Annotated in this window: 26 protein-coding genes; 10 read left to right on the forward strand and 16 right to left on the reverse strand. The window is 53.6% G+C overall.

Annotation, left to right across the window (positions count from 1 at the left end; all coding sequences use genetic code 11):
• Window positions 1–274: 274 nt before the first annotated feature.
• The 5 genes from IX84_RS00820 to IX84_RS31790 all read right to left on the reverse strand — a co-directional run bounded on the left by IX84_RS00820 (window position 275) and on the right by IX84_RS31790 (window position 5,934).
• Window positions 275–823, reverse strand: a complete 549-nt coding sequence (locus IX84_RS00820) for a hypothetical protein (protein WP_044215749.1) — start codon at window positions 821–823, stop codon at window positions 275–277.
• A 646-nt stretch (window positions 824–1,469) separates the two neighbouring features.
• Entirely contained in the window at window positions 1,470–1,598 is a 129-nt protein-coding gene (locus tag IX84_RS34280; RefSeq protein WP_262501584.1) for a hypothetical protein, read from the reverse strand.
• Window positions 1,599–1,601: 3 nt separating this feature from the next.
• On the reverse strand, window positions 1,602–2,663 hold the full coding sequence (locus IX84_RS00825) for an Rpn family recombination-promoting nuclease/putative transposase (protein ID WP_044215751.1): 1,062 nt from the start codon (window positions 2,661–2,663) through the stop codon (window positions 1,602–1,604).
• 111 nt (window positions 2,664–2,774) lie between these two features.
• Window positions 2,775–3,860, reverse strand: coding sequence for an Rpn family recombination-promoting nuclease/putative transposase (locus tag IX84_RS00830; protein ID WP_044215753.1), 1,086 nt, complete (start codon window positions 3,858–3,860; stop codon window positions 2,775–2,777).
• A gap of 211 nt (window positions 3,861–4,071) precedes the next feature.
• Window positions 4,072–5,934: a PQQ-dependent sugar dehydrogenase gene (locus IX84_RS31790; RefSeq protein WP_152604872.1), complete on the reverse strand. Its 1,863-nt coding sequence runs from the start codon at window positions 5,932–5,934 to the stop codon at window positions 4,072–4,074.
• Between the two features lie 172 nt (window positions 5,935–6,106).
• Between IX84_RS31790 and IX84_RS00840 the strand changes: the two genes are divergently transcribed.
• The 4 genes from IX84_RS00840 to IX84_RS00855 are packed head-to-tail and all read left to right on the forward strand — an operon-like array spanning window position 6,107 to window position 9,753.
• Window positions 6,107–7,006 (forward strand): hypothetical protein, encoded by a 900-nt coding sequence (locus tag IX84_RS00840; RefSeq protein WP_044215756.1) that lies wholly within the window; start codon window positions 6,107–6,109, stop codon window positions 7,004–7,006.
• A gap of 2 nt (window positions 7,007–7,008) precedes the next feature.
• On the forward strand, window positions 7,009–7,923 hold the full coding sequence (locus IX84_RS00845) for a glutaminase (protein ID WP_044215758.1): 915 nt from the start codon (window positions 7,009–7,011) through the stop codon (window positions 7,921–7,923).
• Between the two features lie 11 nt (window positions 7,924–7,934).
• A complete protein-coding gene (locus IX84_RS00850; RefSeq protein WP_044215760.1) occupies window positions 7,935–8,759 on the forward strand; it encodes an SDR family oxidoreductase in 825 nt (274 codons plus the stop codon).
• Between the two features lie 4 nt (window positions 8,760–8,763).
• Window positions 8,764–9,753 (forward strand): Gfo/Idh/MocA family protein, encoded by a 990-nt coding sequence (locus IX84_RS00855; RefSeq protein WP_044215762.1) that lies wholly within the window; start codon window positions 8,764–8,766, stop codon window positions 9,751–9,753.
• On the opposite strand, the gene IX84_RS00860 is transcribed toward IX84_RS00855, so the two are convergent.
• From IX84_RS00860 to IX84_RS00880, 4 genes are all read right to left on the reverse strand, one after another.
• Entirely contained in the window at window positions 9,747–10,580 is an 834-nt protein-coding gene (locus IX84_RS00860; RefSeq protein WP_044215764.1) for a DUF6252 family protein, read from the reverse strand. The two genes, IX84_RS00855 and IX84_RS00860, sit on opposite strands and share 7 nt — an antisense overlap.
• Window positions 10,581–10,709: 129 nt before the next feature.
• Window positions 10,710–11,597: a hypothetical protein gene (locus tag IX84_RS00865; RefSeq protein WP_044215766.1), complete on the reverse strand. Its 888-nt coding sequence runs from the start codon at window positions 11,595–11,597 to the stop codon at window positions 10,710–10,712.
• A 426-nt stretch (window positions 11,598–12,023) separates the two neighbouring features.
• Window positions 12,024–12,416, reverse strand: a complete 393-nt coding sequence (locus IX84_RS00875; RefSeq protein ID WP_044215770.1) for a hypothetical protein — start codon at window positions 12,414–12,416, stop codon at window positions 12,024–12,026.
• A gap of 77 nt (window positions 12,417–12,493) precedes the next feature.
• Complete coding sequence (locus tag IX84_RS00880) at window positions 12,494–13,024, reverse strand: hypothetical protein (RefSeq protein WP_044215772.1); 531 nt, start codon at window positions 13,022–13,024, stop codon at window positions 12,494–12,496.
• Window positions 13,025–13,180: 156 nt separating this feature from the next.
• Here IX84_RS00880 and IX84_RS00885 point away from each other — a divergent pair, with 156 nt between their 5' ends.
• Both IX84_RS00885 and IX84_RS00890 read left to right on the forward strand, forming a co-directional pair.
• Complete coding sequence (locus IX84_RS00885; RefSeq protein ID WP_044215773.1) at window positions 13,181–13,768, forward strand: hypothetical protein; 588 nt, start codon at window positions 13,181–13,183, stop codon at window positions 13,766–13,768.
• Window positions 13,765–14,124 (forward strand): hypothetical protein, encoded by a 360-nt coding sequence (locus IX84_RS00890; protein WP_044215775.1) that lies wholly within the window; start codon window positions 13,765–13,767, stop codon window positions 14,122–14,124. Before IX84_RS00885 ends, IX84_RS00890 begins: the two co-directional genes overlap by 4 nt.
• 2 nt (window positions 14,125–14,126) lie before the next feature.
• Here IX84_RS00890 and IX84_RS00895 read toward each other — a convergent pair whose 3' ends face one another.
• Window positions 14,127–14,582 (reverse strand): PepSY-like domain-containing protein, encoded by a 456-nt coding sequence (locus IX84_RS00895; RefSeq protein WP_044215777.1) that lies wholly within the window; start codon window positions 14,580–14,582, stop codon window positions 14,127–14,129.
• Between the two features lie 170 nt (window positions 14,583–14,752).
• On the opposite strand from IX84_RS00895, the gene IX84_RS00900 reads away from it, so the two are divergent.
• Entirely contained in the window at window positions 14,753–15,916 is a 1,164-nt protein-coding gene (locus tag IX84_RS00900; RefSeq protein WP_044215778.1) for a transglutaminase domain-containing protein, read from the forward strand.
• A gap of 29 nt (window positions 15,917–15,945) precedes the next feature.
• Window positions 15,946–16,701 (forward strand): glucose 1-dehydrogenase, encoded by a 756-nt coding sequence (locus tag IX84_RS00905; RefSeq protein WP_044215780.1) that lies wholly within the window; start codon window positions 15,946–15,948, stop codon window positions 16,699–16,701.
• Here the strand turns inward: IX84_RS00905 and IX84_RS00910 are convergent.
• The 6 genes from IX84_RS00910 to IX84_RS00935 form a co-directional block, all read right to left on the reverse strand.
• The gene (locus tag IX84_RS00910) at window positions 16,698–17,765 is read right to left on the reverse strand and encodes a hypothetical protein (RefSeq protein WP_044215782.1); all 1,068 of its coding nucleotides are present in this window, start codon (window positions 17,763–17,765) and stop codon (window positions 16,698–16,700) included. The genes IX84_RS00905 and IX84_RS00910 overlap by 4 nt on opposite strands.
• Window positions 17,766–18,535: 770 nt before the next feature.
• Complete coding sequence (locus IX84_RS00915; RefSeq protein WP_044215784.1) at window positions 18,536–20,200, reverse strand: DNA polymerase/3'-5' exonuclease PolX; 1,665 nt, start codon at window positions 20,198–20,200, stop codon at window positions 18,536–18,538.
• A gap of 10 nt (window positions 20,201–20,210) precedes the next feature.
• The gene (locus tag IX84_RS00920; protein WP_052515675.1) at window positions 20,211–21,458 is read right to left on the reverse strand and encodes a M28 family peptidase; all 1,248 of its coding nucleotides are present in this window, start codon (window positions 21,456–21,458) and stop codon (window positions 20,211–20,213) included.
• 117 nt (window positions 21,459–21,575) lie between these two features.
• Window positions 21,576–22,430, reverse strand: a complete 855-nt coding sequence (locus IX84_RS00925) for an MBL fold metallo-hydrolase (RefSeq protein ID WP_044215786.1) — start codon at window positions 22,428–22,430, stop codon at window positions 21,576–21,578.
• Window positions 22,431–22,465: 35 nt separating this feature from the next.
• Complete coding sequence (ribH, locus tag IX84_RS00930) at window positions 22,466–22,984, reverse strand: 6,7-dimethyl-8-ribityllumazine synthase (protein WP_044215788.1); 519 nt, start codon at window positions 22,982–22,984, stop codon at window positions 22,466–22,468.
• Between the two features lie 93 nt (window positions 22,985–23,077).
• Window positions 23,078–23,770: a tetratricopeptide repeat protein gene (locus IX84_RS00935; RefSeq protein ID WP_044215790.1), complete on the reverse strand. Its 693-nt coding sequence runs from the start codon at window positions 23,768–23,770 to the stop codon at window positions 23,078–23,080.
• A 235-nt stretch (window positions 23,771–24,005) separates the two neighbouring features.
• On the opposite strand from IX84_RS00935, the gene IX84_RS00940 reads away from it, so the two are divergent.
• Entirely contained in the window at window positions 24,006–24,722 is a 717-nt protein-coding gene (locus IX84_RS00940) for an NUDIX hydrolase (protein WP_044148276.1), read from the forward strand.
• A gap of 24 nt (window positions 24,723–24,746) precedes the next feature.
• Window positions 24,747–25,931 (forward strand): WG repeat-containing protein, encoded by a 1,185-nt coding sequence (locus IX84_RS00945; protein WP_044215792.1) that lies wholly within the window; start codon window positions 24,747–24,749, stop codon window positions 25,929–25,931.
• Window positions 25,932–25,933: the final 2 nt, after the last annotated feature.

The raw sequence follows: 25,933 nt of genomic DNA on the forward strand, positions 1-25,933 counted from the left end.
ACTTAAATCGAGGTTAGCAAAGACCCAGTCCGGCGTGTAATATCCGGGGGGGGGGGGACGTATCTATGGTCTGTTGCGCGCAGAGCGCAGGCGCTGCCAGGATGAATACTCCAAGCAGCAGGTTTCTGAAAATAGCGGTTATACCGACGACGAAGTAATTTGGTTCCAAACATGACTTCGTGTCGGCATATACGCGTGCGTCGGGTTTGTGCCTTAGGCCCAAACCTCTCCGTTCCGAGTATAGTCGCATGTGATATTGGTTGAAATAGGTTAATTAATTGGCCCAGTCATAGTCGAATCGGCCATCGGTGATAAAGAGCGTGTCGCCGCACCCCTCATGCACCAGGGTGCATTGAAAGGTGCCGGAGACAATAAATTCGTCGGTGTTCAGGTTGAGGATTTCTACCCAGTTATCGGCAGTTTCTAAAAGAAAATATTGGTCCAAAACGTCTTGGCACTCCAAGTTGAAATCATCATATTGACCTGCTTCTAGAGGGTACAACCCTATTGAATCGATGAACGCGTTTATGTATACTGCATCGTCAAAGCCTTCACAACTTCGAAGTCCTTGTAAAGAAAAAATCTTATAAACCGGGTGCCACTCTCCAATGATACTACTCTGAAGGAACCCGCCCCCACAGCGCTGCCAGTTCACCCCATTGATTTTGCAGGCGAAGGTGCCCTCGCCGGTGGTGGTGATGGGCGGCAGCTCATCGGGCTGTGCGATGGAGGCTTCATCGGTTTTAAAGAGTGGCTTATCGCACCCGCCCCACAGCAGAGGCACGGCGAGCAGCCAGGTGAGCAATAGGAATTTGTTTTTCATAGGTGAAGGTTTTTATGTGTTAAAAAATAGAAATTGACTTGGATCCACCCCCGCCTTTCGGGCACCCCGTGTCACGGCGCTGTAGCCAGTTGCGCTGCCGGAAGCGCCCAGCGGGGCATAGCACAGACAGTACCTTCAGCTGCTGGCTGGGCGGCTGTTCGGGCATGACTGTTTAATGCCAGTATTATCATACCCCTATAGCGCAAGGCTTTAGTGGTGCGGTTATGTTTTTTGTTCAAGTAAGTGTGGCGGTCACACAGGGAGCGCCGGTTTTTGTTGCTGCGCGCAGTGATTCGTGCAATTGGTTGGTAATATACGACTTGGCTGTGGTAATGTCAAGGTTGCGGCGTGAAAACATTGTTGTTTTTTTTTGGGGGCTTGGATGGGGGTAGGTGGAGCGTTGGTTCTGGCTGGGTTCTACATGCGACTTCTACGAAGTCGAGCTGCCTTGAGTGCCTGAGAGATTAGGATGTGACTTCTACGAAGTCGGGCTGTCATAGGGGGGCTGAGAGATTAGGATGCGGCTCTACCTGTCTGCGCCGGGTAGACAGGTTCTACGAAGTCGGGCTACCATAGGGAGGCCTGAGAGATTAGGATGTGACTTCTACGAAGTCTTTTGGCCGTTTTTTTCGGGTTAGTAGGTATGCTACTCGCTCTTTGCGTAGCTGAAGGTGTCGGAGCCAGACTCTGCAGGAAGCGCTGCCGTATCCACCTGCGCATTGGCATTGACGGTGGCGCCAGGAAAACTCTGCAATGGCACTACTGCCAACAGCAACCTTTATTCCTTTTTTCTCACCAGCTCTTCCGACAATTGCGCTAGTTTTTCCTCCTCTGCTGCGGCGAGAGGAACCTCGGTTAACAGCTCCTCCTTTAGGTATTTCAATAGCATGTCTTTGTCTCCGCCTGCAGCGACTTCAAGGATGCCCTCTACGATATTTAGCTTTAACTCGGCCAGATCGGATAATTCCTCAGCAGGCAGCTCCGGGAAGCGGACGGTCAATTTGAGGAGGTTGAAAATGCTTTTTTTGTAAGCGCCCTGGTCAAGGCCTTTTTCCATGCCTTCTTTGCGGCCGCGGATCAGGATTTGCTCTAGTGTGCTCATGACATCTGGTATTATATCGAGGTCCGTATTTTCAATAATTGCTTTGAATTCTTGTTCGGAGCGCTCTGCCACCCCGAGGATGTAATGGGTCAGTGCGCTGATGCTGGCCTTGCTGTCTGCCCCTTCAAAGATAACTTCAATATACTCAAAGATCAAGTCTGGCTTGTGCCGCAGCGCCATTGATAGTACAGTGGAGCGGAAATAGCTCAGGTCTAGCTTTAGCAGCTCCTCCGGTGGCAGGCGGTGCGCATCTTCAAACAAAAAACGAAAATCCGGCAGATAGGGTTTAAGGACTTCATAACCGGGGTGCCCCTTAAAGATTTCCCGGATGCGTTTGGGTTGCCACTTAGTTTTCCCATTGTAAAACAGCAGAGGCAGCACGGGTTCCAATGGCTGCTTTTTAGCCTTCACTTGCTCGCGCAGCAGTAGGAAAATGTACAGCCCTATTTGTACCGCTACATGCTCGTCCGGCTCTGATTTGTGCTCGAATAGCAGGCAGAAATAAAAATGCTCCCCACTTCCGCCTTCCAACTGACACCGGTACACGACATCAGCGCTGAACAGCTTCAAATTTGGGCGCAGGGACTGTACTTTCTTCTGCTGCAGCGTACTGAGGTCCGCAATAGCTGCAATTTTAGGATAGAAATACTCAAGATAGGCTTTTACCACCTCCGGGTCGCTCATAGCCGACTTGAAAAAGCGGTCGTCTGGCTGATGGATATTTAGATTTTGGGGCATGGTACAGAGATTGCGAATTAAAAAAACAGAGACTCCTCAAATAAATTGCGCGAAAGAGAGATTACGTACAATAAGAGATGCTGTGCCAAGCTTCTTGCTTTAGCATAAAAGCTAAGCCACAACCAGCTGCTCAATCAACCGGTCCAGCTTTTCTTCATCTTCATTGTTTAGCGGGATATCAGCCAGCAAGTCCTCAAGGACGTACTTTCTCAACGCAGCATCACCTTGTGATTGGACGGACAGGAAAGTCTGGACGGTCTCCAAATCCAGTTCTGTAAAGTCGGATAGTTCACTAGCAGGCCAATCCGGGAAACGGATAACAGTTTTGAACAGATTGAAGATACTCTTTTTGTAGATACCTTTGTCCAGGCCTTCTCTGCGACCTCTCTCCAAAATTTGCTCTAACGTACTCATAACTTCTGGCTTTATCGTGAATGTTGTGTCTTTAATTTGCTTCAGGAATTCTGCTTCCGAACGCTCTGCCACCCCCAGGATGTAGGTCGTCACTGCGATAATCTTTTCTTTCCCGTCCGTTCCTTCAAAGATAAGCTGAAGGTATTTGAATATCAAGTGCTGCCGGTGCCGGAAAGCCATTGACATCAGTACACTGCGGAAGTAGCTCAGGTCAAGCTGCAACAGCGCTGCCGGGCTAAGGCGTGTAGCGTCCTGAAATAGAAAACAGAAATCAGGGATGTAGGGTTCCAAAGCAGCGTAATGCGGATGCCCCTGAAACAGCTCGCCCAGCGTTTGCGGCATCCATTTCTCCTTGCCGTTATAAAAAATGAGGGGCAGCACAGGCTCCAGTTCCCTGCCCTGTTTTTTCACCATGCTGGATAAGAGTTCCATGATGTACAGCCCAACCTGCACGGCAACGTACTTATCGGGCTTGGACTTGTGCTCAAATAGCAAACAGAAATAGAAGTGGTCATCTGCCTCTCCCTGAAACCGGCAGCGGTAAATAACATCTGCTTCGAACCGTTTCAGGTTAGGGCGCAGACTGACACCGTTTTGCAGCTTCAGGCTTGCAAGATCTGCAATAGCTGCAATTTTAGGATAGAAATGCTCAAGATAGGCCTTGACCACCTCCGGGTTGCTCATTGCTGACTTGAAAAAGCGGTCGTCCGGCTGATGGATATACGCAATACGAAGTGGTTTGCGACATCGGAGCAAGCCACTTCCCAGCGTAAATGCTGACATTGAGTAGGTTTGCTGTGGCAAACCACTTAATCGTCAGTATATTTAGATTTTGGGGCATGGTACAGAGATTGCTTCAGCTCTAAAATACACAAATTATTTTAAATAAATCAATTTTGAATAAATTAAACAATTTTGAAATTCTGACCTTCCCACAGGAAAAGATCAGGCTGTACTTCCCAAATCCTACCCCCGAAAGTACAGCCTGTTTTGTTTACTCTCCTTTCACCAACTTCCGGGTGTACTGCTGCCCGTCCCGGCTAATCTGAAGCAGGTAAACCCCGCTTGCGGTGCGGCTCAGGTCGACTTGCTGCTGCCAGTCATTTTGTACCATGGCTGCGGTTTCCCAGACCAGCTTACCGTCCAGGGTGAAAATACGTAGCTGATAGGTGTCGGCTACGTTGGCTTCCAGGTAGAGATCGAGGGTGGTGCGGAAAGGGTTAGGCGTGGCGCGGACCTCCGCCAGTCCCAGGTCGAGCGTGGTACTGACGATGGTTAGCGCTTCCGATTCGCGGGTACAGCCATTGGCATCGGTAATCTGCACGGTGTAGGTGCCGCTGGACTGTGGCGTGTAGGTAGCTGATGTTGCGCCTGCTATGGGCTCCCCATCAAGGTACCACTGATAACTCTCAAAACCGGGTGCGGCAGACAGATCGTCGCCCTGTGTGGAAATGAGGTCATCCGGAAAGTCGGCTGCAGACACTTCGAAAGCAGCGGATACGGAGGAGTTGCAGTTGCCCGCTTCGAATCCGGCTAACACGACATGGTAGATGCCCGGCTCAGTAGCCGACAGCGTCCCGTTCAGCGTTTCCTGAAGGTAGGTACTGTCGCGGTACCAGCGGTACAGGTAGCCGTCGGGCGTATCTCCTGCATTCAGCACAGCGGGGTCGTTTGGGCCACAGACGATCGCGTCTCCGGAAATAGCGGGAGCAGGCGGCGATTGATTGCAAGTGGCCTCCACCCTGTACAAACGGCCGTTGATCAGCTCTGCCAGATAAAGCTCCCCATCACTGTCCTCCCCAAAGGTGGCGTACTCTCCTCCGGGGCCGTCAAAGACTTCGGTGTTTACCCAGTTGCCGGCGAAGTCCTGCTCCAGGGTCCAAATTTTACCGGAGCAAAAATCTGCATAGACATACTTTCCGTACAAGGCCGGAAACGCGCTCCCCCGGTAGACAAAGCCGCCGGTAACGGAGCAACCATCACTGCTGCCGGTATTGTAGGTGTGAATGGGGGGCGTATAGGCACTTTCGGGCTCACAGCCCCCGGTATTGTAAGCCTCAAATCCTTCATAACAGCGCCAGCCGTAGTTCTCACCGCCTTCGCTGTCAGCAGGCTGAAAGGTAATTTCCTCCCATTCATTCTGGCCTACATCGCCAATCCAGATGTCGCCGGTTTCCCGGTCGAAGCTAAAGCGCCAGGGGTTGCGCAGCCCGATCGCCCAGATTTCGTCCAGAGTGAAGTCGTCTTCGGCGTAGGGGTTATCGGGGGGAATGGCGTAGGGGTCACCATTATCTACATCAATGCGGAGCATTTTTCCAAGGAGCGACTGCCGGTTCTGGCTAAAGTTTTGAGGGTCGCCGCCGGAGCCACCATCGCCCATGGGGATGTACAGATAGCCATCGGGGCCGAAGGCCAGGTCGCCTGCATTGTGATTGCCATAGGGTTGCCCAATGTCCAACAGGATGACTTCGCTGTTGGGGTCAGCGGTGTTCGGATTGCCTGCATTTACCTGGAATCTGGCAATGCGTGTATCGCCGTCATTGGCAGTGTAGTTCACAAAAAAGTAGCCGTTGTCCGCATAATTGGGGTGGAAAGCCAGCCCCAACAGCCCCCGTTCGCCGTTAGCAGGGCCAACCCGGTCGTTGATATCCAGGAAAGGTTCGGGCAATAATTGCCCGTCCGTGTCCAATATCCGGATACGGCCAGTACGTTCTACTACAAACAGGCGGTCATCTCCGGCATTCGTAATGTCTGCGGGCTGTGACAAGTCGTCATTGATCAATTCCAGATTGAAGATGGGCTGAGCTTGCAAGCTGAAGCTGATGGCAGCCAGCAATAAAAGGAGTAGGGTACGCATGGATGTTTTGATTTTGAAGGTACGAAAATACAACTGCCAGTGCAGCAGGTTGTTTTGAAAACTTCGGCTTTGTCTGTGCCCCGGCAATTGATTTTGATGACGCTACCTGTACGGTAAACTTTGCCATGCCAGCCTTTAGTCCTAACTTTACCAGCAATAATACCGATAAGCAATGCTCAAGCAATTTACGATCATTCTGTTTTTACTCGCTGTAGCTATTGGCCTGCAGGCTCAGCCGGAGTACCCTAAGTCTAACCTTTACCTCTTTAAAGTCAATCAGGAGGACGATGGCAGCATCAGCTTTACCGAGCCCCGCTACCTGACCGCTTTTAACTCCGAGGGCTTCAACAACGACCCTTTCTTTTTTAGCAATACCGAGCTTTACATTTCTGTAAAGGAGCCGGGTGCAACCCAGTCCGATCTTTACAAGCTTGACCTGGAAAACCAAACCAAGCTGCGTGTGACGGAAACACCGGAGCCGGAATTTGTACCTGCCCGTATGCCGGAGTACTACACCTTCTCGGCTGTGCGTACGGAAAAAGACGGACAGGATGATGTCTACCGCCTTTGGCAATTCCCTATTGATCAGCTGACGAACGGGAAGCCCGTCTTTAAATACCTCAGCGGCATAAAAGATTACCTCTGGCTCAACAGCCGGGAAATCGCCATCTACAAGGAAGAAGACCCCACGACAATTTCCATCGTCAATACCGCGAATGACGACATTCAGACCCTGGCCACCAACGTAGGCCCCTGCATGTTGCGCCTGCCCAATGGCAACCTCGCTTATGTTCAGAAAAGCCGGTACGACGACTGGAAGATCATGGAAAAGAACCTCTACCGTCGCCGGGAGCCGGCCCGTACCCTCATTGAAACCCTGCCTAATGCAGATCATTTTGCCGTACTGCCCAATGGTTCTCTGATTATGGGCAAAGGCAGTAAGCTGTACCAGTACAATAAATTTACTGACGATAACTGGACGGAAGTGGCGGATTTGCGCTTTTACGAAATCCGGAATATCACCAAAGTCGTCGTCAGCCCGGACTTCCAGGTGGTGATCGTAGCGGACTAAGTATGGACTATCAGGGGATTATTGAGGAGATTGCAGCGCTCGTCCGGCCAGAATTTGGCAAAGGCAAGGTGGCGGATTATATCCCGGCTTTGGCGAAAGTGCCCGCCAGTAAGTTTGGCATAGCGGTACGGACACTCAGCGGAGACACCTTTCAGGTGGGAGATGCAGAGGAGGCTTTTTCCATACAGAGTATTTCCAAAGTTTTTGCGTTGGCGCAAGCCTACCCGATCTACGGGGAAGCGCTGTGGGAACGTGTGGGCATGGAGCCTTCCGGCAATCCGTTCAACTCCCTTGTACAGCTGGAGTATGAGAAGGGCATTCCCCGCAACCCTTTCATCAATGCCGGGGCGCTGGTCATTACGGATATGCTGATCGAGCATTTCCCAAAGCCCAAAACACGCATGCTGGACTTCATCCGGGAGCTTTCCGGGTCTGATGATGTGTACTATGATTATGAGGTGACCCGGTCGGAGCGGGAGTTTGGGTTTACGAATGCCGCGCTGGTCAATTTCATGAAAAGCCATTACAACATCAAAGCGCCGGTGGAGCAGGTACTTGATGTCTACTTCCATCAGTGTTCGGTGGCGATGAATTGCAGGGAGCTGGCCAGTGCCTTCCTACTGCTTGCCAATCACGGGGTGCACCCCCGCAATGGTCAGCGCATATTGACCAAAAGCCAGGCCAAACGCATCAACGCCATTATGCTGACCTGTGGCTTTTACGATGAGGCCGGGGAGTTTGCGTTCTGTGTGGGCCTGCCGGGCAAAAGTGGCGTGGGCGGCGGTATCGTTGCGGTAATCCCCAATGAGCTGTCCATCGCCGTATGGAGCCCTGAGCTAAACGAGCACGGCAACTCACAGGCGGGTATCAAAGCCCTGGAGCTCTTCACGACGATGACCGAAATGTCTATTTTTTAAAACGCTTGCCTATGCCTGCCGCCCAAGTTTACGGAAAGTCTTTTATCATCACCGGTGCTGCGAGTGGCATTGGCAGGCAGCTGGCTACCGGATTAGCACAGCAAGGCGCCCGGTTGCTGTTGGCGGACCTGAATATTGAGGCCCTGCGAGCTGCTTTTAGCGAAAGCGATGACCTGTTGCTCCGGCAAATGGACGTCACCTCGGAGGCAGACTGGGCGGAATTGGTGGAGACGGCAGTGAAGGCTTTCGGGCAGCTTGACTATTGCGTGAACAACGCCGGGGTCATCCGCCCGGGGTTCCTGTTGGACAGCACGCCGGAGCATATCCGCTACCATATGGAAGTCAATGCGCTTGGGGTTATGTACGGCACCCACTTTTCGGCCAGGGTAATGGCGCGACAGGGGCACGGGCACATCATCAATATGGCTTCTCTGGCGAGTATCGCGCCCGTGCAGGGGCTGAGCTTATATTCAGGGTCGAAATTTGCAGTACGCGGCTTCAGCCTTGCTGCCGGATATGAGCTGGAAGACAAGGGCGTCCACGTCAGCCTGCTTTCGCCGGACCTGGTGCACACCAATATGCTGGATGTGCAACTGCAATACCCGGAGGAAAGTGCCTTGAGCTTTTCCGGCGGCGCCCAACCGCTTACCGTGCAGGATGTGGAACGGGCTTTCTACCAGGTCTTACGCCAAAAACCGCGCGAATACTGCCTGCCCTCGAGCCGTGGATGGCTGGCGAAAATCGGGAGCGCCTTTCCCGGCCTGGGGGCGAAAATTGGAAAGATCGTCAAGAAGCAGGGACTGAACCGAATTAAAAAGCGCTATCAAAAAAGATAACACCATGAGTAAAACCTGGAATTGGGGCATCATCGGTCCCGGGAAGATCGCCCATAAATTTGCACAGGACATTGCCAAACTGGACAATGCGCGCCTGAGTGCCGTGGCCAGCCGCTCTCAGGACCGGGCCGACCAATTTGCCCGGCAGTACGGTGCCCCCTACGCTTACGATAGCTACGAGGCCTTGCTGAAATGCCCCGAATTAGACGTTGTTTACATTGCTACTCCTCATAGTGAGCACTATCGCAATACCATGGCTTGTATTGAGGCTGGGATACCGGTGCTTTGTGAGAAGGCTTTTGCATTCAATACCACCGAAGCAAGGGAAATGGCAGCACTGGCGCAGCGCAAAGAGGTTTTCCTCATGGAAGCCCTCTGGACCCGGTTTTTGCCCACCACTCAGAAGATACTGGAGCTCATTCAGTCCGATGCCATCGGGCGGGTGGTTTCTGTGAAAGCTGACTTTGGATTTAAAGCGGATTATAATCCCCAAAGCCGACTGTTCAACCCGGAACTGGCAGGTGGCGCACTGCTGGATATTGGCATTTATCCGGTATTCATTGCTTACCTGATGATGGGGCGGCCGGAACGTGTACATGCCATTGCCCGCATGGGGCAGACGGGGGTAGACGAAGAGCTGGGCGTACTGTTCCAAATGGGAGACGGACGTATGGCTCATTTGCATGCGACCCTGCTGGCGCACACCAAGACAGAAGCTTTCATCTACGGGGAAAAGGGGACCATTCACATACATACCCGATGGCACGAGCCTACGCACTTCAGCCTGATTGGAGAGGACAGGCGGCCACAGAATTTCCACTTTGACTATGACACCAATGGCTATTCCTACGAAGCACAGGAAGTGATGCGGTGCCTGAACGAAGGGCTGACGGAGAGCCCGCTCTGGCCCCTGAGCCGTACCCTGGAACTTATGGAAACGCTGGACCGCATCCGGGCAGAGATTGGGCTGGTATATCCGGGCGAACATCAGTAGTTGATCTCGAAGCGGCCATCGGCAAGGGAGACCACTTGCTGACTGCCGGTAGCTTCGAAGTTGAAGGTGCCTTCCAGCCTGCGCCGGTCTTCATTGAGCAGATCAATACTAATGGTTCCTGATTCGGCACTCAGTGTATCACTCTGCATTGTGATGAAAATAGCGCTAAATGCTCCGGTGGGGTCCAGGTCATAGGTGCCATGGTCTGCATTTTCCGGAATCCGGAAACGGATCTGCCGGCCATTTTCACCCAGTGATTGTACCCGAATTTGCCCATCGCCAAGCGCCGTGGCGACGGAATCGGAAGTCCAGGTTGCCCCATCAATAACTGCCCGCACACCACTACTGAAAATGGGCGGAAGGCTGTCCGTGTAAGGGACTTTAGTGAAAACCCCTTCTGTAATTTCAACGCCACCACCTTCCTGCAGGCGATAGCAGCGGGCTTCGAAGCGGCCACTGATCCATTCCCGGGCAGTGTCTACTGCAGTAATGCGCAGAAAGCCATCGCCACCCGCTGTGTTAGACACATAAGTGCGTGCCCCTCCCACAGAGGTGTACGTCAGGCCATCCGGGCTGCCGGGGAGGAAAGCTACGGTTAGGGGCTTTAAATCGCCAATGGTAGCCCCCATGACGATGGCGCGTTCGTCCAGAGTGCTGCCACTGAGGGTCAGCTCGCCATCTACGTAAGCTGCCTCCAATACATCAGCCTGCCAGGAGCTGCCGTCAATGACAGCTTTCATACTACCATCGGGGTTCAGGGTGGGTACGTCATCCCGGCATTGTGTAAATAACATGGCTAAAAGCAGCATAGGAAAAATATACTTCATGGATTTATTTTACGATCCTGGAAAAGCGGGGTTTGCTTTTCTTTTTTAACCGGATTTTGAGAGCCATGTTCTGCAAAGGAGAAAATTGGCAGGAGCTTACATACAGACCAATGCCTGCCGGCTCTGCGCTTAGTCCCTTTCAGTTGTAACCAGATAAGGGCGCAGCTCTATGCCCTTGAGATTGCGAAAGCGGCGGGAAAGTTCCAGTTGCTGAATCTTTTCCGGCTTTAGCGTTGCCGTAAAGGACAAGCGCTGCCCATCCGGACTGAAACCCAGATATTGATCGATCCGCAGCACATGCGTTTCTCCCAAAGGACCATAGTCGAAGCCCCGGTACAGGGTGTCCATAGGCTCTGAAAAATGGACGGTGAAGCGATGGTCATTTTGTTCCACCTTCGTGACAGTTGGGCGGGCAGCCTCGTAGGCTTCTTTGAGCTTTGCTAAGGGTTGTTTGAAGTACCCCATCTGATCTACGAAAGACGCCACGGCAGCAGCATCGCTGTAATCCAGTTCAATCAGGTCGGCGATGGCTTGTTGTTTGTCAGGGGCTTGATTGTAGTAGTGTTCAGACAATGCATAGCCGATGTAGTAGCCCATGTCCCGCTGCCCGAAGGGATTGGGAGCACCCGACCATACCCACCATCCCGGATGCTGGTTGAAAAGCTCCTGCTGAAAGCGCTGAAAGACGGTATCGCGATTAGCATCCCCGTAGGCAATAGCAGGCACCACCGATGGCGACTCCATACAAAGCGATGCAATAAACTCGGCGCTGCCTTCCCGCAGGACGATCGCAAGCAGGCTCGTATTGTAAGCCTCTACCTGCTGCGTATGTACAAATTCGTGCGCCGCCAGAAATCGGACATTGTGAATGGGGTCGTAATCCCTGATATAGTCTTTGAAATATTGGTAGGAGGGAGGGAACTCAGAAGTATAGACAGTGGAGTCTGTGAAGGCCATCTCCGCCCCAAACAACACCATGGAATCGACGGTAGTGCCGTTGGTCCGAAAGTTGCCCATGCCGAGATAGATTTTCCCACGCTGCATGGGTGGGTACAACTGCCGGAATTTGTCCAGTGCAGCACGGATGTCTGCTTCGATAGGCGCACGCTGTTCCAGTAAGGCCGCAGGGAGGCATAAAATTTGGGGTAAGCCCGGATGTTGGCCAGGTACTCCTCCGGGGTATAGTTGCGTATGGCGAACAATTGCTGCTGCCCTTCGCTGGCCGGGCTGATGAATACGTCTTTGAGGATTTGGAGGTGCCGGGCGGTATCGGGTTCTGCCAGAATCTGATCATAAGCCGACCAAAACCGGTCGATATCGGCGGATACCAGGCGCTGTTCCTGATGGATTGGCCCGGGAGTGCTGCAGGCGTTAAAGAGCCCTGCCAGGATAATTGCGAGAGCGAGGGGTTGCATTTTCATATCGTGAGGTTTTAGGTTATTGCTATGCTTCCAGCCATGCTCTGATCTGCTGCATCTTCCCTTCCCGCTCAAAGTCATACACCTGCTGCACCTGATTCAGGTGTTGGTATAGCGACAAGGCTTTGCTTAACCTTGCCCGGGCGGCTTCTGCTTCAGTGGCGCTCATTAGGATTTCCCCTTCCGCCGTGAGCAGATCGGCAAGCAGGGTGAGTTGCCCTTCGTCGTAGCGCTGTGCCAGTACTTCCACCGGGTATTTGACCAGTATTTCACTTTGCTCCTGAAGCTGCTTTTGGTACTGCCCGTCCAGTAATTCCAGAGCAGCTTTGGCGTCGCCGCTATGCGATAATTTGAGCGCCCGGGCGATGACCTGCGTAAGTTGTTGCAGGACTTTGAGGAAGTAATCTTTTCGGATCATAGGGTTAAGCTCGTGTTTCTTTCTGAACAGAACCGTTTTTTTTCGACGAACTTTACCCCTCCATCGGAAAAGGGCAGTCATTTTGCGCTCTTGGGTTTACGAAACCGCCTCAGCACCTTACCGCCCCGGTTGCGAAAGCCGGCAGAGCCAAACTCTAGCTGGCTCTCGATGGTCAGGCAGACTTCTTCCTGCAATTCAGGAATACCCGCTGCTATTTTGGCGGCAAGCGAGATGGAGAACACACGCACAGCTACGCCAGCTTTGGGGTCGAGTATCCAGCGGATGGCCCGGTCGTAAAGCACGCCCTGATGGTCCTCGGGGATATCAGGCAGACGGTCGAAGCCCTTGAGCAACATTCGGTACACTGCATCGTGCTGTGGCTGCAGGAGTGCAGCGACGGCATCATCCAGGATGGTATGCAGCAGCTCCGGTTGGCGATCCAGGGTGTGGTCCATGGCCCAGGCGGCCCGTTGGGGCAGTGGAGGTTCACCGGTTTTGATGATGTGCCACAGCGCTTTGAAAGGCCAGGCGCCTTTGGTGACCTGAGTGGCGATGTGCTCCATCCCGGCTTTGCTGTAGTTTTCGTAAAGGGCGTCCGTGAGTTCCATTAGGTGCTCTGTTTTGCGGGTTTCAAAATACGGAATTAAGGGAGAATATGTCTGGCTTGCACTATCCTGCTATTTTAACTCCTGCCGTGACCCGTTTTTTACTCGGAGATGTTGGATTTTTTGTATCTTATTTTCGCATAGGCAATCTTATGAGTTATGCATAAATTCTACGTTTTCCTGCTTATTTGCTGTCCGCTCCTGGTGCAAGGCATGCCATGGCCAGGTTACATTGTGAGTAAAAACGGGAAAAAGCTGACTGGCCATATCGGGGTCATGCAGCATCAGTCCAGGACCAGTACCATCGTATTCATCAATGGGTTTGGCGATACTTATGAGATTGAAGCCGAACGCATCAAGGGGTTTGCCTTTGAAGCTGAGGGCAGGCTGTTTGCCTTTGAGAGCAAAGACCTACAGCATGCACACCGGTTTTTGCGGATTTTGCACAAGAATGGGCCGATGGAACTGTTTGTACTCACTTATGACTCGGGAGCCAGCTGGGCTTACACGTTGCAGACGCTGCCCAGTATTCAGCGGTCGTACTGGATCCGGCTGCAGGGAGAGGAGACAATGGTGAAGGTTTCACGCTGGGGATTCCGGCGCAAGCTGAGGCGTTTACTTAAACCGAAAACGCCAGCACTGGCAGAAAAGATAGGACAGAAAGGCTACCGATTTGATGATATGCCACGGATTGCCGAAATTTACAATCATTTACTGACCCCAAAGCCAAAGCCAATAGAGATATGAAGAAAAAGTGTGTGGAGTGTGGAGAATCCTTTCACGGACGGGCGGACAAGAAATTTTGCTCGGCCCACTGCCGCAGCAGCCATAACAACCGGCTCAACCGCGACTTCAACAACTTCATGCGCAATATCAACAACATTCTGCGCAAGAACCGCCGCATTATGGCAGATTTAAACCCTAATGGCAAGGCATACGTCCACCGCGATAAGCTGTTGGAGCAGGGATTTAAGTTCGCTTATTTCACGAACGAATATGTCACCAAAGCAGGCAAGGTCTACCGCTTTTGCTACGATCAGGGGTATATCGAAAAGGATAATGGCTTCCTGACGCTGGTGGTCAGGCAGGAATATGTGGAATAGACCTACCAGATATCAAGCCCTTCTGTAAAAGACAAGCGCTTGGATTCCAGCAGGGCACCTTCCGGGCTGATTTCTTCAATGTGTACGGCTTCGTAAGTTTCCCACTCAATACGGTAGGATTCTGAGCCATCGGCATACTGTACGCTGCCGATGAAGGAAACGTCCTTGTCTTCATGATTCGCTTCGTAGTACAGGCGCACGGGGCGGGGCAACTGGGACGGATAAAGGCGGGTGTGGGTCTCCTCCCACTCACCTTCGGCAGAGAAAAAAGCTTTAGCCAGGCGGTCACGGGCATCGAGGAAAGTCGCAACGAAGTCTTCCTCTTCCACGCCCCAGGTCACTGTAGCAGTTGGCACGTCCATGTACTGACGGCTGAATGCATCTTTTACCTTGGGAGGAACGGCATCTCCCGCTACAAAAAGCGAACAGCTAATCAGTACGCTGAGTAAAATGGTCATAAATTACATTTGGCTTTGTTGCACCAATGACATTAATTACGCTGAGGGGTGACAAATGTTTTGGCTTTAACGCAAAAAATTATTTAAGGAGGTACGCTTTCCAGCAGGCAGGATTATGGACCTTTTTAGCGAAAGGGTTGTTATGTTCACAGAATTGAACCTGAATTGCAATGCACAACGGCTTTTCAAGACCATTCAACCGGCTCTTTTTATTGGTTGTACTTTTTGTTTTTAGCGTTTGGCCAGCCCTAGCGCAATATGGGGCTATTGACCGGCATGCCCGGCAGGCACCGGACAGTCTTAGCAGTGACTTACCGCGGTTAGCGGTCTATCTGACGCAAGAAGCTCAAAATGAAACGGAAAAAGCCCGGGCAGTCTACACCTGGGTGTCCGGGTATTTGCAGTACGACCATCAGGCTGAGCGCAAGGGGCAGCGCATCAATCAGAACCTGCGGGACATCCTTGACCGGCGGCGGGGCCTGTGTATGGACTACGCTTTATTATATCAGGCCATTTGCCGTTATGCAGGCCTGCAGTGCGAGAAAGTCGATGGCTATGCTGCGCCCAGGCTTGCTGAGGGGCGGCAGGTTCCGGAAAAGGCAGATCATGCCTGGAATGCCGTTTGGGCAGATGGGCGATGGCATCTGCTCGATGTTACCTGGGGCGAGGTGCAGGATGAGTCTCATCTGACTTACAGCACGTCCTACTTCTTCACCCCTCCGGAAGTTTTCATACTCACGCATCTTCCCGAGCAGCCGATGTGGCAACTGCTGCCCTGCCCGGTTTCCGTGGAGGATTTTGCTCAATCTCACACTATGCTCTATCGTCAGGTTACCCAACAGGATACCTGCTGGTCGGCCATGGACTCCATTGCCGCCACCCTTAGCCTGCCTCCTGCCGCGCGCCGGCTTGCCCTTGCCCGTCAGAGTTATGCATTTAACACTACGTCTTACACCAAAAAGCAGTGGGCGGCTGCGCTATTCGATCAGGCCGTGGCTTTTGATGAACAAACCGAAGGCCTCCCCTACCCTGATAGTGCCAATACGATCGTCCGGCTCAGGCAGCAAGCCATTGAAAACGCCGAAACAGCACTGGATCTAAGCGAACCACAGACCTGGCAGCGCGAGCTTTACGCACAGTTGCTGCTCAATCAGGCGATTGGGCGGTATCAACTTCCGGATGGGCATCCTTTGTCTGCTGATGCGGAGGCTACTGTGGCCATTTTGGAAACTGCTAAAGCTCAGCTGTTGCTGCTGCCACCTGAAGGGTATTTCCGGGGCTACGCGTTGCAGCAGTGTAATCGTTTGCTGGAACAGCTCTCGGGTGATAATTGAAGATTTTCACTACATTGAGTCCTAAAAACATGCCCATCCAGGACCAATTTCAGCTCAACGGCAAAACTGCCATCATCACCGGTGCCAGCAAAGGCATTGGGGAAGCTATTGCCCATGCCCTGCACGAAGCAGGGGCCAACGTCGTCGTCTCCAGCCGCAAACAGGAAGCCGTGGACCAGGTGGCTCAGGCGCTGGGGGAACGAAGCCTGCCCGTTGCCGCCAATGCCGGTAAGCCCGAAGAGCTCCAAGCCCTGATCGACCGTACCCTTGAAGCGTTTGGCGGGATTGATATCATCGTCAATAACGCTGCTGCCAATCCGGTATTCGGGCCGGTGGAAAATACGGAGACCTGGGCGTACGACAAGATTATGGACGTCAACGTCAGGGGCCCGTTTGAGCTGTGCAAGCGGGCACTGCCACACCTGAAAGCTGGCGGGGGCTCCATTATCAATATTAGCAGTGTGGGCGGACTGAGCCCGGAGCATCAGCTGGGCATTTACAGCGTAAGTAAGGCTGCACTGATTTCCCTGACGAAGGTAATGGCTAAAGAATGGGGCCCGCAGGGCGTCCGGGCGAATGTCATCTGCCCCGGGCTGATAAAAACCAAATTCAGCGAAGCGTTGTGGAGCAACGAGAAAATCCTGAAGTATGCCCTGGCGCAACTGCCTATTCCACGGGTGGGCTCGGTGGAGGAAGTGGCCGGACTGGCACTTTTCCTGGCGGCGCCCGCCAGTAGTTATTGTACCGGCGGGGTGTATACGGCGGATGGTGGGTTTACAATCTAACTCCGGCTATTCACCTCCGCAATCACCTTGCGCACCCGGTCGAGCTGCACCGGGTAGTCCAGGATATTCTGAAACAGGTACTGCTTTTTGAGGTCCGGGTAGGGCTTCAGTACTTCTGCGATCAGTTCATCAGTCACGATTTGGGGCATGCCGGTCTGCATATCGATGAGGATGCCGACGGTCTTGCCAGAGGGGATACCAGCGTCCACAAAGGTAGACTTAATGGGGAAGTGGACCCGGTCGACCAGAAAAAGGTAGCGGCCTTTCTCCAGCACGCGGGTATAGTAGTGGGCGCCTCCGGGGTAGGCATTGCCGCGAATAAAAAGCTCATTGCCATCTTTAAGGGCATAAAAATTATGGCGCTCATGCTGATCGCGGTTGCGCAGCCGGTAGCGCTCCAGCCTGCCCATCAATCGCTTAAGCTTGCCAGGGAAGGCGTTCGTCCGCCCCTGCTTGAGGTCCAGGAAGTTGCTGGCCGTTTGCAAGCCCCGGGAATCTGATGCCCAGGCCTCTGTTCGGCTCATTTCACGGAAATCTTGATTCTCCCAACGCTCCTGATAGTGCTGCAGGCAACGAAAGAAGGCGTCCTCCATACGTGGGGAGTGCCCTTTGGCTACGGTGAGCTGATCGCCGGAAAGGGTCACCGCCACTTCCTGTGTGGGCTTGCCAGGGGCGTCAAACAACAAGTGCAGGCGGATGTAACCCTCACCATCCTCCAGCTCGCGGCGTAAGTCCTCCCAAAGGTAGAGTTGCTTTACCCGCAAAACCACAGGTACGGCTTCGGCATCGTGCATGAGCCAACCATTCATGCGGGCCTTAAGGTTGGAGAAAAATTCGGATTCGGCAATCAGCGGGCGCTTGATATCACAGTCGGCTCCCCGGTTTACGATACCGAGGTTGGCGGTGAAATTGCGCTCATCCCGGATTTCGGCAATGTAAAAATCGCTTTCCATTACTTTATCGATGCGCTGAGCGGCACCGATTACGCGAAATTCGACTTGCGCCTGCAGGGCGGTACATCCGGTCAGCAGGAGGACAAATATGGGTAAAAGTCTGGGCTTCATGAGCAGTCATTTCAGGTATTCATGGAATTGCCAATGAAAAATACGGCACCACGTAAGTTACAAAACAATCTACTTACAAATAGCCAGGCTACCGTACTTGTTTACCGGAATGTCCGGTATCTAACAGCAAGGCCTACATTTTCATAGGGCAAACGCACCACAATTTGAATGTAATTGGAGCAATTTTGGAACATGTCGCGAAACTCGTAAGAGCGGGTGGCGGCTGCCGAAATTGTATGTTCGACGGAGGAGTCCCGCAAATCGGCCGTGCCCTTGGTAGGCGGCACCTGGGCGCTCAACCTCGCCCGGCGCTCTCGCTGTCCGACGTAGTATGAAACGAAGTCGGTCCTTTCGCCGGGCGTGCTGGCTGTGGAAATGTAGAACAGTAAAATGCTTAATGTTAAATGTAAAAGGAGCGAGCGGTGCCGTAGGAGCGGTCTTGGGTTGCGAGCGGTACCGGTGGGTGTGGCTGGCACGCCCGGCGCTGTCCTTTCGCCGGGCGTGCTGGCTGTGGAAATGTAGAACAGCAAAATGCTTAATGTTAAATGTAAAAGGAGCGAGCGGTGCCGTAGGAGCGGTCTTGGGTTGCGAGCGGTGCCGGTGGGTGTGGCTGGCACGCCCGGCGCTCTCCTTTCGCCGGGCGTGCTGGCTGTGGAAATGTAGAACAGCAAAATACTTAATGTTAAATGTAAAAGGAGCGAGCGGTGCCGGTGGGTGTGGCCCTATTTTTGGATAATGAAAACTTAGTTTGGTGCGTTTGCCCTGGTGCCTTATCCCTTTCTGATCGCTGCCGCAAAGCCTTCCGTGTCCAGTGCGTTCATACACTCCGCAGCGGTCAGCCCGCCCTTCCTGCCGGCTAAGACGCCATAGCGGATGTCGTGTATACCGCTGGTGCTATGGGCATCGGGATTGATGCTGAGCCGTATGCCTTTCTCCAGCGCATAGGGCACCCAGGTCCAGTCCAGGTCCAGCCGGTAAGGGTTGGCATTGATTTCCACGCTTACGCCATTGGCCGCACAGGCATCCAGGACCTTTTGATGGTCGATAGGATAGCCGGGGCGGGACAACAGCAGCCGGCCAGTGGGGTGGCCAAGCATCGTGGTGTACGGATTTTCAATCGCCGTGATGAGGCGCTGCGTGGCTTTGTCTTCGTCCATACGCAGATTACTATGGACGGAGGCAATGATGAAGTCGAAGGCTCTAAGCACATCTTCCTCGTAGTCCAGGCTGCCATCGTTGAGGATATCACTTTCTATGCCTTTGAAGATGCGGAAGGGCGCGAGCTCCTGATTCAGGGCATCCACTTCCTCCATTTGTTCGAATACACGCTCCGGCTTCAGCCCGTTGGCGTAGAACGCAGACTTGGAGTGGTCGGTCAGGCCGAGGTACTGAAAGCCCCGGGCTTTGGCGTATTCCGCCATTTCCCGTAAGGTGTGGGCCCCATCGCTGTAGGTCGTGTGGGCGTGTACGATGCCCTTGATGTCCGCCTCGGTGATGAGCTCGGGCAGGTCGTTGCTGCGGGCGCGCTCCAGTGCCCAGGCCTGCTCGCGCAGCTCCGGGGCGATGAAGGGTAGTTTCAGGATATTGAAAACAGCGGGCTCGTCGGCTTGCCCCGCCCAGTCTGCGGCGGGGGCTTTTGCAGTTACAGCTTCCAGGAAGGTATCACTGGCGGTAAGCGTGAAGAGCTGAGTGCCAAATTCGGCTGCCGGGCAGGTGTAAACCTTAACGGGTACTTCCGCTTCGGTAGTGGTTTTGGCGGCATGTGCGTTAGCTTCGGAGCTTACCTCCTTTAGCACGCCCAGGTCAGCCAGTACTTCAGCGGCTCCCTCCTGCCCTACCAGGATCTCTATTTCATCGATGACCACCGACCTGCGGCGAATCGCACCGCACCAGTCTGCCGGCACATCAGGTAGGGCTTTTTGGATGGCTGCGAGTAGTTGCTCCGCTTCCGCCTCGATGGCGGCGTAGTGGAACCGGTTTTTAGACTTTTGGTAGTATTCCAGCTTTTTGCGGAGTTCTTCCTGCGTCTTGGCCCCGAAGCCTTTGAGTTCCACCAGGCGGTTTTCATTGACTGCGTAAAGGAGTTCGCCAACAGACTCTACGCCAAGCCCTTCCCAGACCGCCATGATTTTCTTGGGGCCGAAGCCTTTGATGTTGAGCATTTCCTGAATGCCCTCCGGTGTCTTGGCCCGGTATTTTTCCAGGGTAGCCATCTGCCCGGCGTCCAGCAGCTCCTGAATTTTGCCGCTGATGGCTTTGCCTACGCCCTTGATGCTGCCGATCTCCTCGGGACTGAGCTCCGAGAGGGGTTGCTCATAGGCGCGCAGATTGCGGTAGGCACTCTGATAGGAACGGATTTTGAACGGATTCTCCCCGTGCAGTTCCATCAGTTGCCCGAGCTGCCGGAAGTGTTGTGCGATTTCTTTGTTGGTCATTGGGGTGTTTTTAAAACTCGACTTCCAGTTCCAGGGTCTCTTCGCCCCGCTTGACGACCACATTAGTCTTGTCGCCTTTCTCAAATTGGCCCAGGCCTTCCATGTAGCCGTAGATGTCTTTGACTGCTGTATCACCGATTTTCAGAATGATGTCTCCTTTCTTCATGCCCGCATTGTCCGCTGTGCGCCCCTCCATCACACCATCGATGCGCATGCCGGTGCCCTGAAAGACATAATCCGGCATGACACCAAGCGTCACTTTGTATGCTGCCGGGCGGCGGCTTTCCTGCTCGTCCTTGGTTTTGGTGAATGCAATTTTACCTGCATCGTCCAGCTCCTCGATCAGTGCCAGGATGTAATCCGTGGTGAGCAGCAGCCCTTTGTAGTTGACCAGCTCGGAGTCGTCTTCCGGCTTGTGGTAGTCTTCATGCTGACCGGTGAAGAAATGCAGCACGGGAATATCCTCCAGGTAGAAGGAAGTATGATCGCTTGGCCCAATGCCAGACTCTGAAACGACCGTGGAAATACCTCCGACGGATAAATCTGCGAGCAATCCATCCCATTCGGGTGAAGTACCGGCACCGTTGACGGACAGGGTCTTTTCTTCATTCAGGCGGCCCACCATGTCGAGATTGAGCATGTAGTTGACTTTCTTCAGGTTGATGGTGGGGTTTTGGACGTAATATTTCGAGCCAAATAAGCCCATTTCCTCACCCGAAAAAGCGATAAAAAGGTAGTTGTTGTTGGTGGATTTGCCTTCAGAGAGCACCTCTGCCAGGCGGAAAATCCCCGCCACGCCACTTGCGTTATCGTCTGCCCCATTGTGGATGGCCGGGTCGCCTGTGTGGCGGGACCCCATGATGCCGTGCCCCAGGTGGTCGTAGTGCGCGCCGATGACGATGGTGTAATCTGCGCCGTTGCCGAGGTAGCCAATAACGTTGCGGGCGGTACGTTCTTCGGTCTCTTTAGCATGAGGGTGCGCTTTGTACTGCACCTCAAAATCCTGATACCATTCGCCCCCGTACCCTTTGGGCTCCAGCCCTATTTCTTCGAAGCGATAGGCGATGTAATCGGCGGCCATGCGCTCGCCCTTTTTGCCGGTCTCCCTGCCCTGCAGCAAGTCGGAAGCCAGGTAAACGACATCGACCTGCAGTTGGAGGGCAGGATCGTGCTGCGCGGTTGAAGTCATTGGCGAAAGCCCCAGTACAAGGGCTAAAGCGAGGGCGTAACCTATCTTTGAAGTACCGTTCAGAATCATTGGTTGATGTTTTTGTAGCGTTTATTTGGAGTGAACAGCCAAAGCGGTATTCCGGCTGTCACCCGGTTGTCAGAAAATCAAAAATTATTAGACTTGTTCAACTGGGCCTGAACAAGTCTATTGGAACAAAGCCTCCACATCCACATCCGCCCCTTTGGCGATGCGGCCCCGGTCGTTGCGTTCTACCTGCACGCAGGCAGTGGCGGGGTCATGCTCGAAGAACAGGTAATGCCCCCGGTCTACGCCATCTTCCAGGATACGCCCCTTTTCCCGCATGGTATCGAGGGGGCGCAGGTCGTAGCTCATCACGTAGGGCATACCGATATGGAAGGAGGATGGGATCACATCCGCACAGTAGACGAGGGTATGATCGCCCTGATGGAAAATCGGCACCATCATCGCTTCCGTATGCCCGTAGACGAAGCGGATATCGATACCGGGCAGCCACTCCAGGTCATCTTTCTGCACGTCGATGAATTTAAGGACGCCCGCCTTTTTCAGGGGCACAAAGTTTTCTTTCAGGAAGGAAGCCTTTTCCCGCGGATTGGGGTAGTACGCCCAGTTGTAGTGCACCTCATTCGACCAGTAGGTGGCATTGGGGAAGGTTGGCACCAGGTTCTTATCCGCATCGTACTTCACCGCTCCGCCCACATGGTCAAAGTGCAGGTGGGTGAGCAATACATCGGTGATGGACTCGGGCTCGAAGCCTGCCTGCTGAAGGCTGCCCATAAGGGAAGCTTCTCCGTGCGGCTCAAAGTGGGAGCGAAATTTCTCGTCCTGCTTATCGCCAATACCGGTGTCTACCAGTATACGGCGCTCCCCGTGCTCAATGAGCAGGCAGCGCATAGACCAGGTGCAAAGGTTATTTTCGTCGGGCTTGTTTTTCTTTTGCCAGAGGGTCTTGGGCACCACGCCGAACATGGCGCCGCCGTCCAGCTTGAAATACCCGGTTTCTATGATATGGATAGTCATTATATGGTGTTTTGGGTGTAATCAGTAAAAGAGCACTAAGAAAAACCAATACGGGACTGCCCAGCTTTCAAAGAGTCCTTCAAAGCCGCCATACGGATAGCAGTTACGGCCGCTTCCACGCCCTTATTGCCATGCTTGCCGCCCGCGCGGTCCCGGGCCTGCTCCTCGGTATTTGGCGTCAGCACCCCAAAAATGAAAGGCTTGCCGTATACCATGCTTAGGTTGGTGAGCCCGCTGGCCACCGCCTGATTGATGTACTCATTGTGGGAAGTTTCGCCTTTAATGACGCAGCCAAGGCAGATGACAGCATCGAGTTTGTGCTTGTCGATCATCATTTTGGCGCCAGCCGGCAGCTCAAAGGAGCCGGGCACCTGAGCGGTATGGATATTGGCTTCCTTCGCGCCGTGCTTGATCAGGGTGTCATAGCAGCCCTCGTAGAGCGCGTGGGTAATTTCGGGGTTCCAGTCGGCCACTACGATGCCAAAGGCAAACTCCTCTGCGGAGGGCAATTGCGCTTCGTCGTAGGTGGAAAGGTTCTTTAATGCACTTGCCATAATTGATGTGAATTAGGGGACAAATTAGAAAAGGTAAGGCTCTCATCAAAGAAGAACCTTACCTTTCCGATAGTAGTTTAATGCAGCAGGAAATTATCCCTGAGAAGCGCGGACGATATACTTTTCGATATCGCGGCTTACCGGAGACCCGGGGTATTCTTCCTTGATGCGCTCGTAGGAAGCCTTGGCATCGGCCATGTTGCCGTTACGCTCGTGCAACATTCCAATCTTCTTCAGGTAATAAGGGGTCAGCACTTCGTTGTCGCCGGCACTGACTGCCTTTTTGTACTGCTTCATTGCTGCGTCAAAGTCACCCAGTTCGGAGTACGCATCGCCCAGGGCGCCGTGCTTCATAACCGGTGTCACTTCACCCGCCGGGCTGTAGTCCTTCAGGTAGTCGAGTGCAGCCTCGTACTTGCCCAGGTGCAGGTAAGAAACGCCAGCGTAGTACTTAGCCATATTACCGGCATCGGTACCGCCGTAGTTATCGATTACATCGAGGAAGCCCATGTAGCCACCACCAGGATTGGTGAGTGCCAGTGCAAAGGAATCCTGCTCGAAGCGCTGCTGCGCCCGGAACATCTGCTCCACCGCTTCCTGCTGCTTCGGCTTCTGATAAAAATTCTTATAGGCGAGGAAGCCGCCCACGATGAGAACGAGCGCCACCAGGCCACCAAAGATATAATTCTGATTGGCGTCCATGAAGCCCTGCGCCTGATCGCGCACCTCCACAATATCTACCAACGTCTCGTCTGACTGCTTCTGATTTCTTTTTCTTCTTGCCATTATAACTTACAGTTTTTGAAAAGCTGGGCAAAAATAAGGTAAAGTTTGATAGCGGCAAATTAATTTCCTTAATTTCACCCAACGTAATATACCGACGATAAAGTGGTTTGCCATAGCAAACCGACTTGATGTCGGCATTAACGCCGGAAAGTGGCCTGCTTCTGTCCTGACAAGCTATGCTTCGTCAGTGGCCGATGTCGCAAACCACTTTGTTAAGCGTAAACAACCCGTTGGCATGGCTTATACTTATGAGTACCCACGGCCGGCCCTGACCGTGGACTGTGTGATTTTCGGACTGGATGAGAGCCATCAGCTGAAAGTGCTGCTGATACAGCGCAAGAACGACCCGTTTGCCGGGCGCTGGGCCCTGCCGGGCGGCTTTGTGGATATGGACGAGAGCCTGGAGGCGGCTGCCCTGCGCGAGCTGGAGGAAGAGACCGGCGTCCGGGATGTGTTCATTGAGCAGCTTTTCACCTTTGGTGCGCCGGAGCGCGACCCCCGGGGCCGGGTGGTCAGCGTGGCTTACTACGCGCTGGTCAACCTGAGCGAGCACCCCGTTGAGGCGGCTTCTGATGCCCGGCGGGTAGAGTGGTTCCCGGTGCAGGAGCTCCCGCCACTGGCGTTTGACCATGACAAAATCCTGCAGATGGCGACCAACCGCCTGCGGGCCAAGGTACGCTATCAGCCCATTGGCTTCGAGCTGCTGCCCGAGCAGTTTACCCTTTCTCAGTTGCAGCAATTGTATGAGACGGTACTGGGCGTGGACGAGCTCAACAAGCGCAACTTCCGCACCCGCATTCTCAAAATGGGCGTGCTGCGCGAAGTGGGCAAACAGGAAAACGTGGCCCACCGCCCTGCCAAGTTGTATAGTTTTGACAAGGAAGCCTACGAGCAACTCTTCCGGGAGCGGTACGACGACTTACTCCGCCGGGGAGTAGACTTCGAAATATAAATTGATTCAGCCGAACTGCCTGCTATGCCTGCCGCACGTTTCTTCACCGGTACTTCTACCATGATTTTGCTCAGTAGCCTTTTGCTTTTGCCAGGTTGCAAGGAGGACCCGCCACCTGCGGAAAAGCCCGCTCAGGATTCGACAGCAACCTTGCCCGGCCGGGCAGAGGACTTTGACAAAGCAGAACAGCCCTGGGGCTTTATTGGGCGAAACGGGCGTTTCCGCATCCCGCCCCGCTTTGACGAAGTACGGGCTTTTTCAGAAGGGCTGGCGGCGGTACGCCTCGGCGGATACTGGGGCTATATTGATCTGGAAGGGCGAATGGCCATTGAACCGCAGTTTCAGGCTGCTTTCCCTTTTCGGGAAGGCCTGGCACGGGTGCTGACCTACCCCGACAGCAAAATGGGCTTCATCAACCGGAGTGGCGAATGGGTGATCGATCAGGCCTACGATCAGCTGAATGACTTTGAAGAAGGGCGGGCCAGGGTGCGCGTTGGAGCACAATATGGTTATCTTAATGGTCAAGGCGCCCTTATCATTGAACCGACCTTTGATCGGGCTTCTGATTTTCAGAATGGCACAGCCGCAGTGAGGTCTGGAGGCAAATACGGACTTATTGATACCTTGGGGCAATGGATGATACCCGCCGCTTACGCGAAAACGGACCCCATGTCAAACCGGCGCATACGGGCACGGCAGGAGGGGTATTATGGCTTCCTGCGCCCGGATGGCAGCACAGCCGTCCCTTTTGAATGGCTGGATGCCCGGGACTTTGCGAATGACCGGGCGGTAGTCAGCCGGGATAGCCTGTACCAACTCATTGACCCCAACGGGCAGCTCATCACAGCCACCGCTTACCAGCAGCTCTGGTACGTAGGTGAAAGCTTCTGGGCCTTTGAGCAGGAAGGGCGTTACGGCTTCCTAGATCGTAACGGCGAGGAGATCGTGCCGGCACAGTTTGACCAGCTGATGTCCTTTAGCGAAGGGCTCATCCCCTACCGGATGGGGCGGCGCTGGGGGTACCTGCATCAGGACGGGCGGGTCATTACCCCCCCTGAGTTCTTTCTGGCCTGGGGCTTTTCGGAGGGGCTGGCACGGGTCGCCACCCGCAACGGCATGGCCTTCATCGACACGACCGGAGCGATTGCGATCCCCACCAACTTTCAGGATGTAAGAGATTTCTCCGAGGGGCTGGCACCGGGACGATAATT

The sequence above is a fragment of the Phaeodactylibacter xiamenensis genome, from assembly GCF_000759025.1.
Lineage (GTDB): Bacteria > Bacteroidota > Bacteroidia > Chitinophagales > Saprospiraceae > Phaeodactylibacter > Phaeodactylibacter xiamenensis.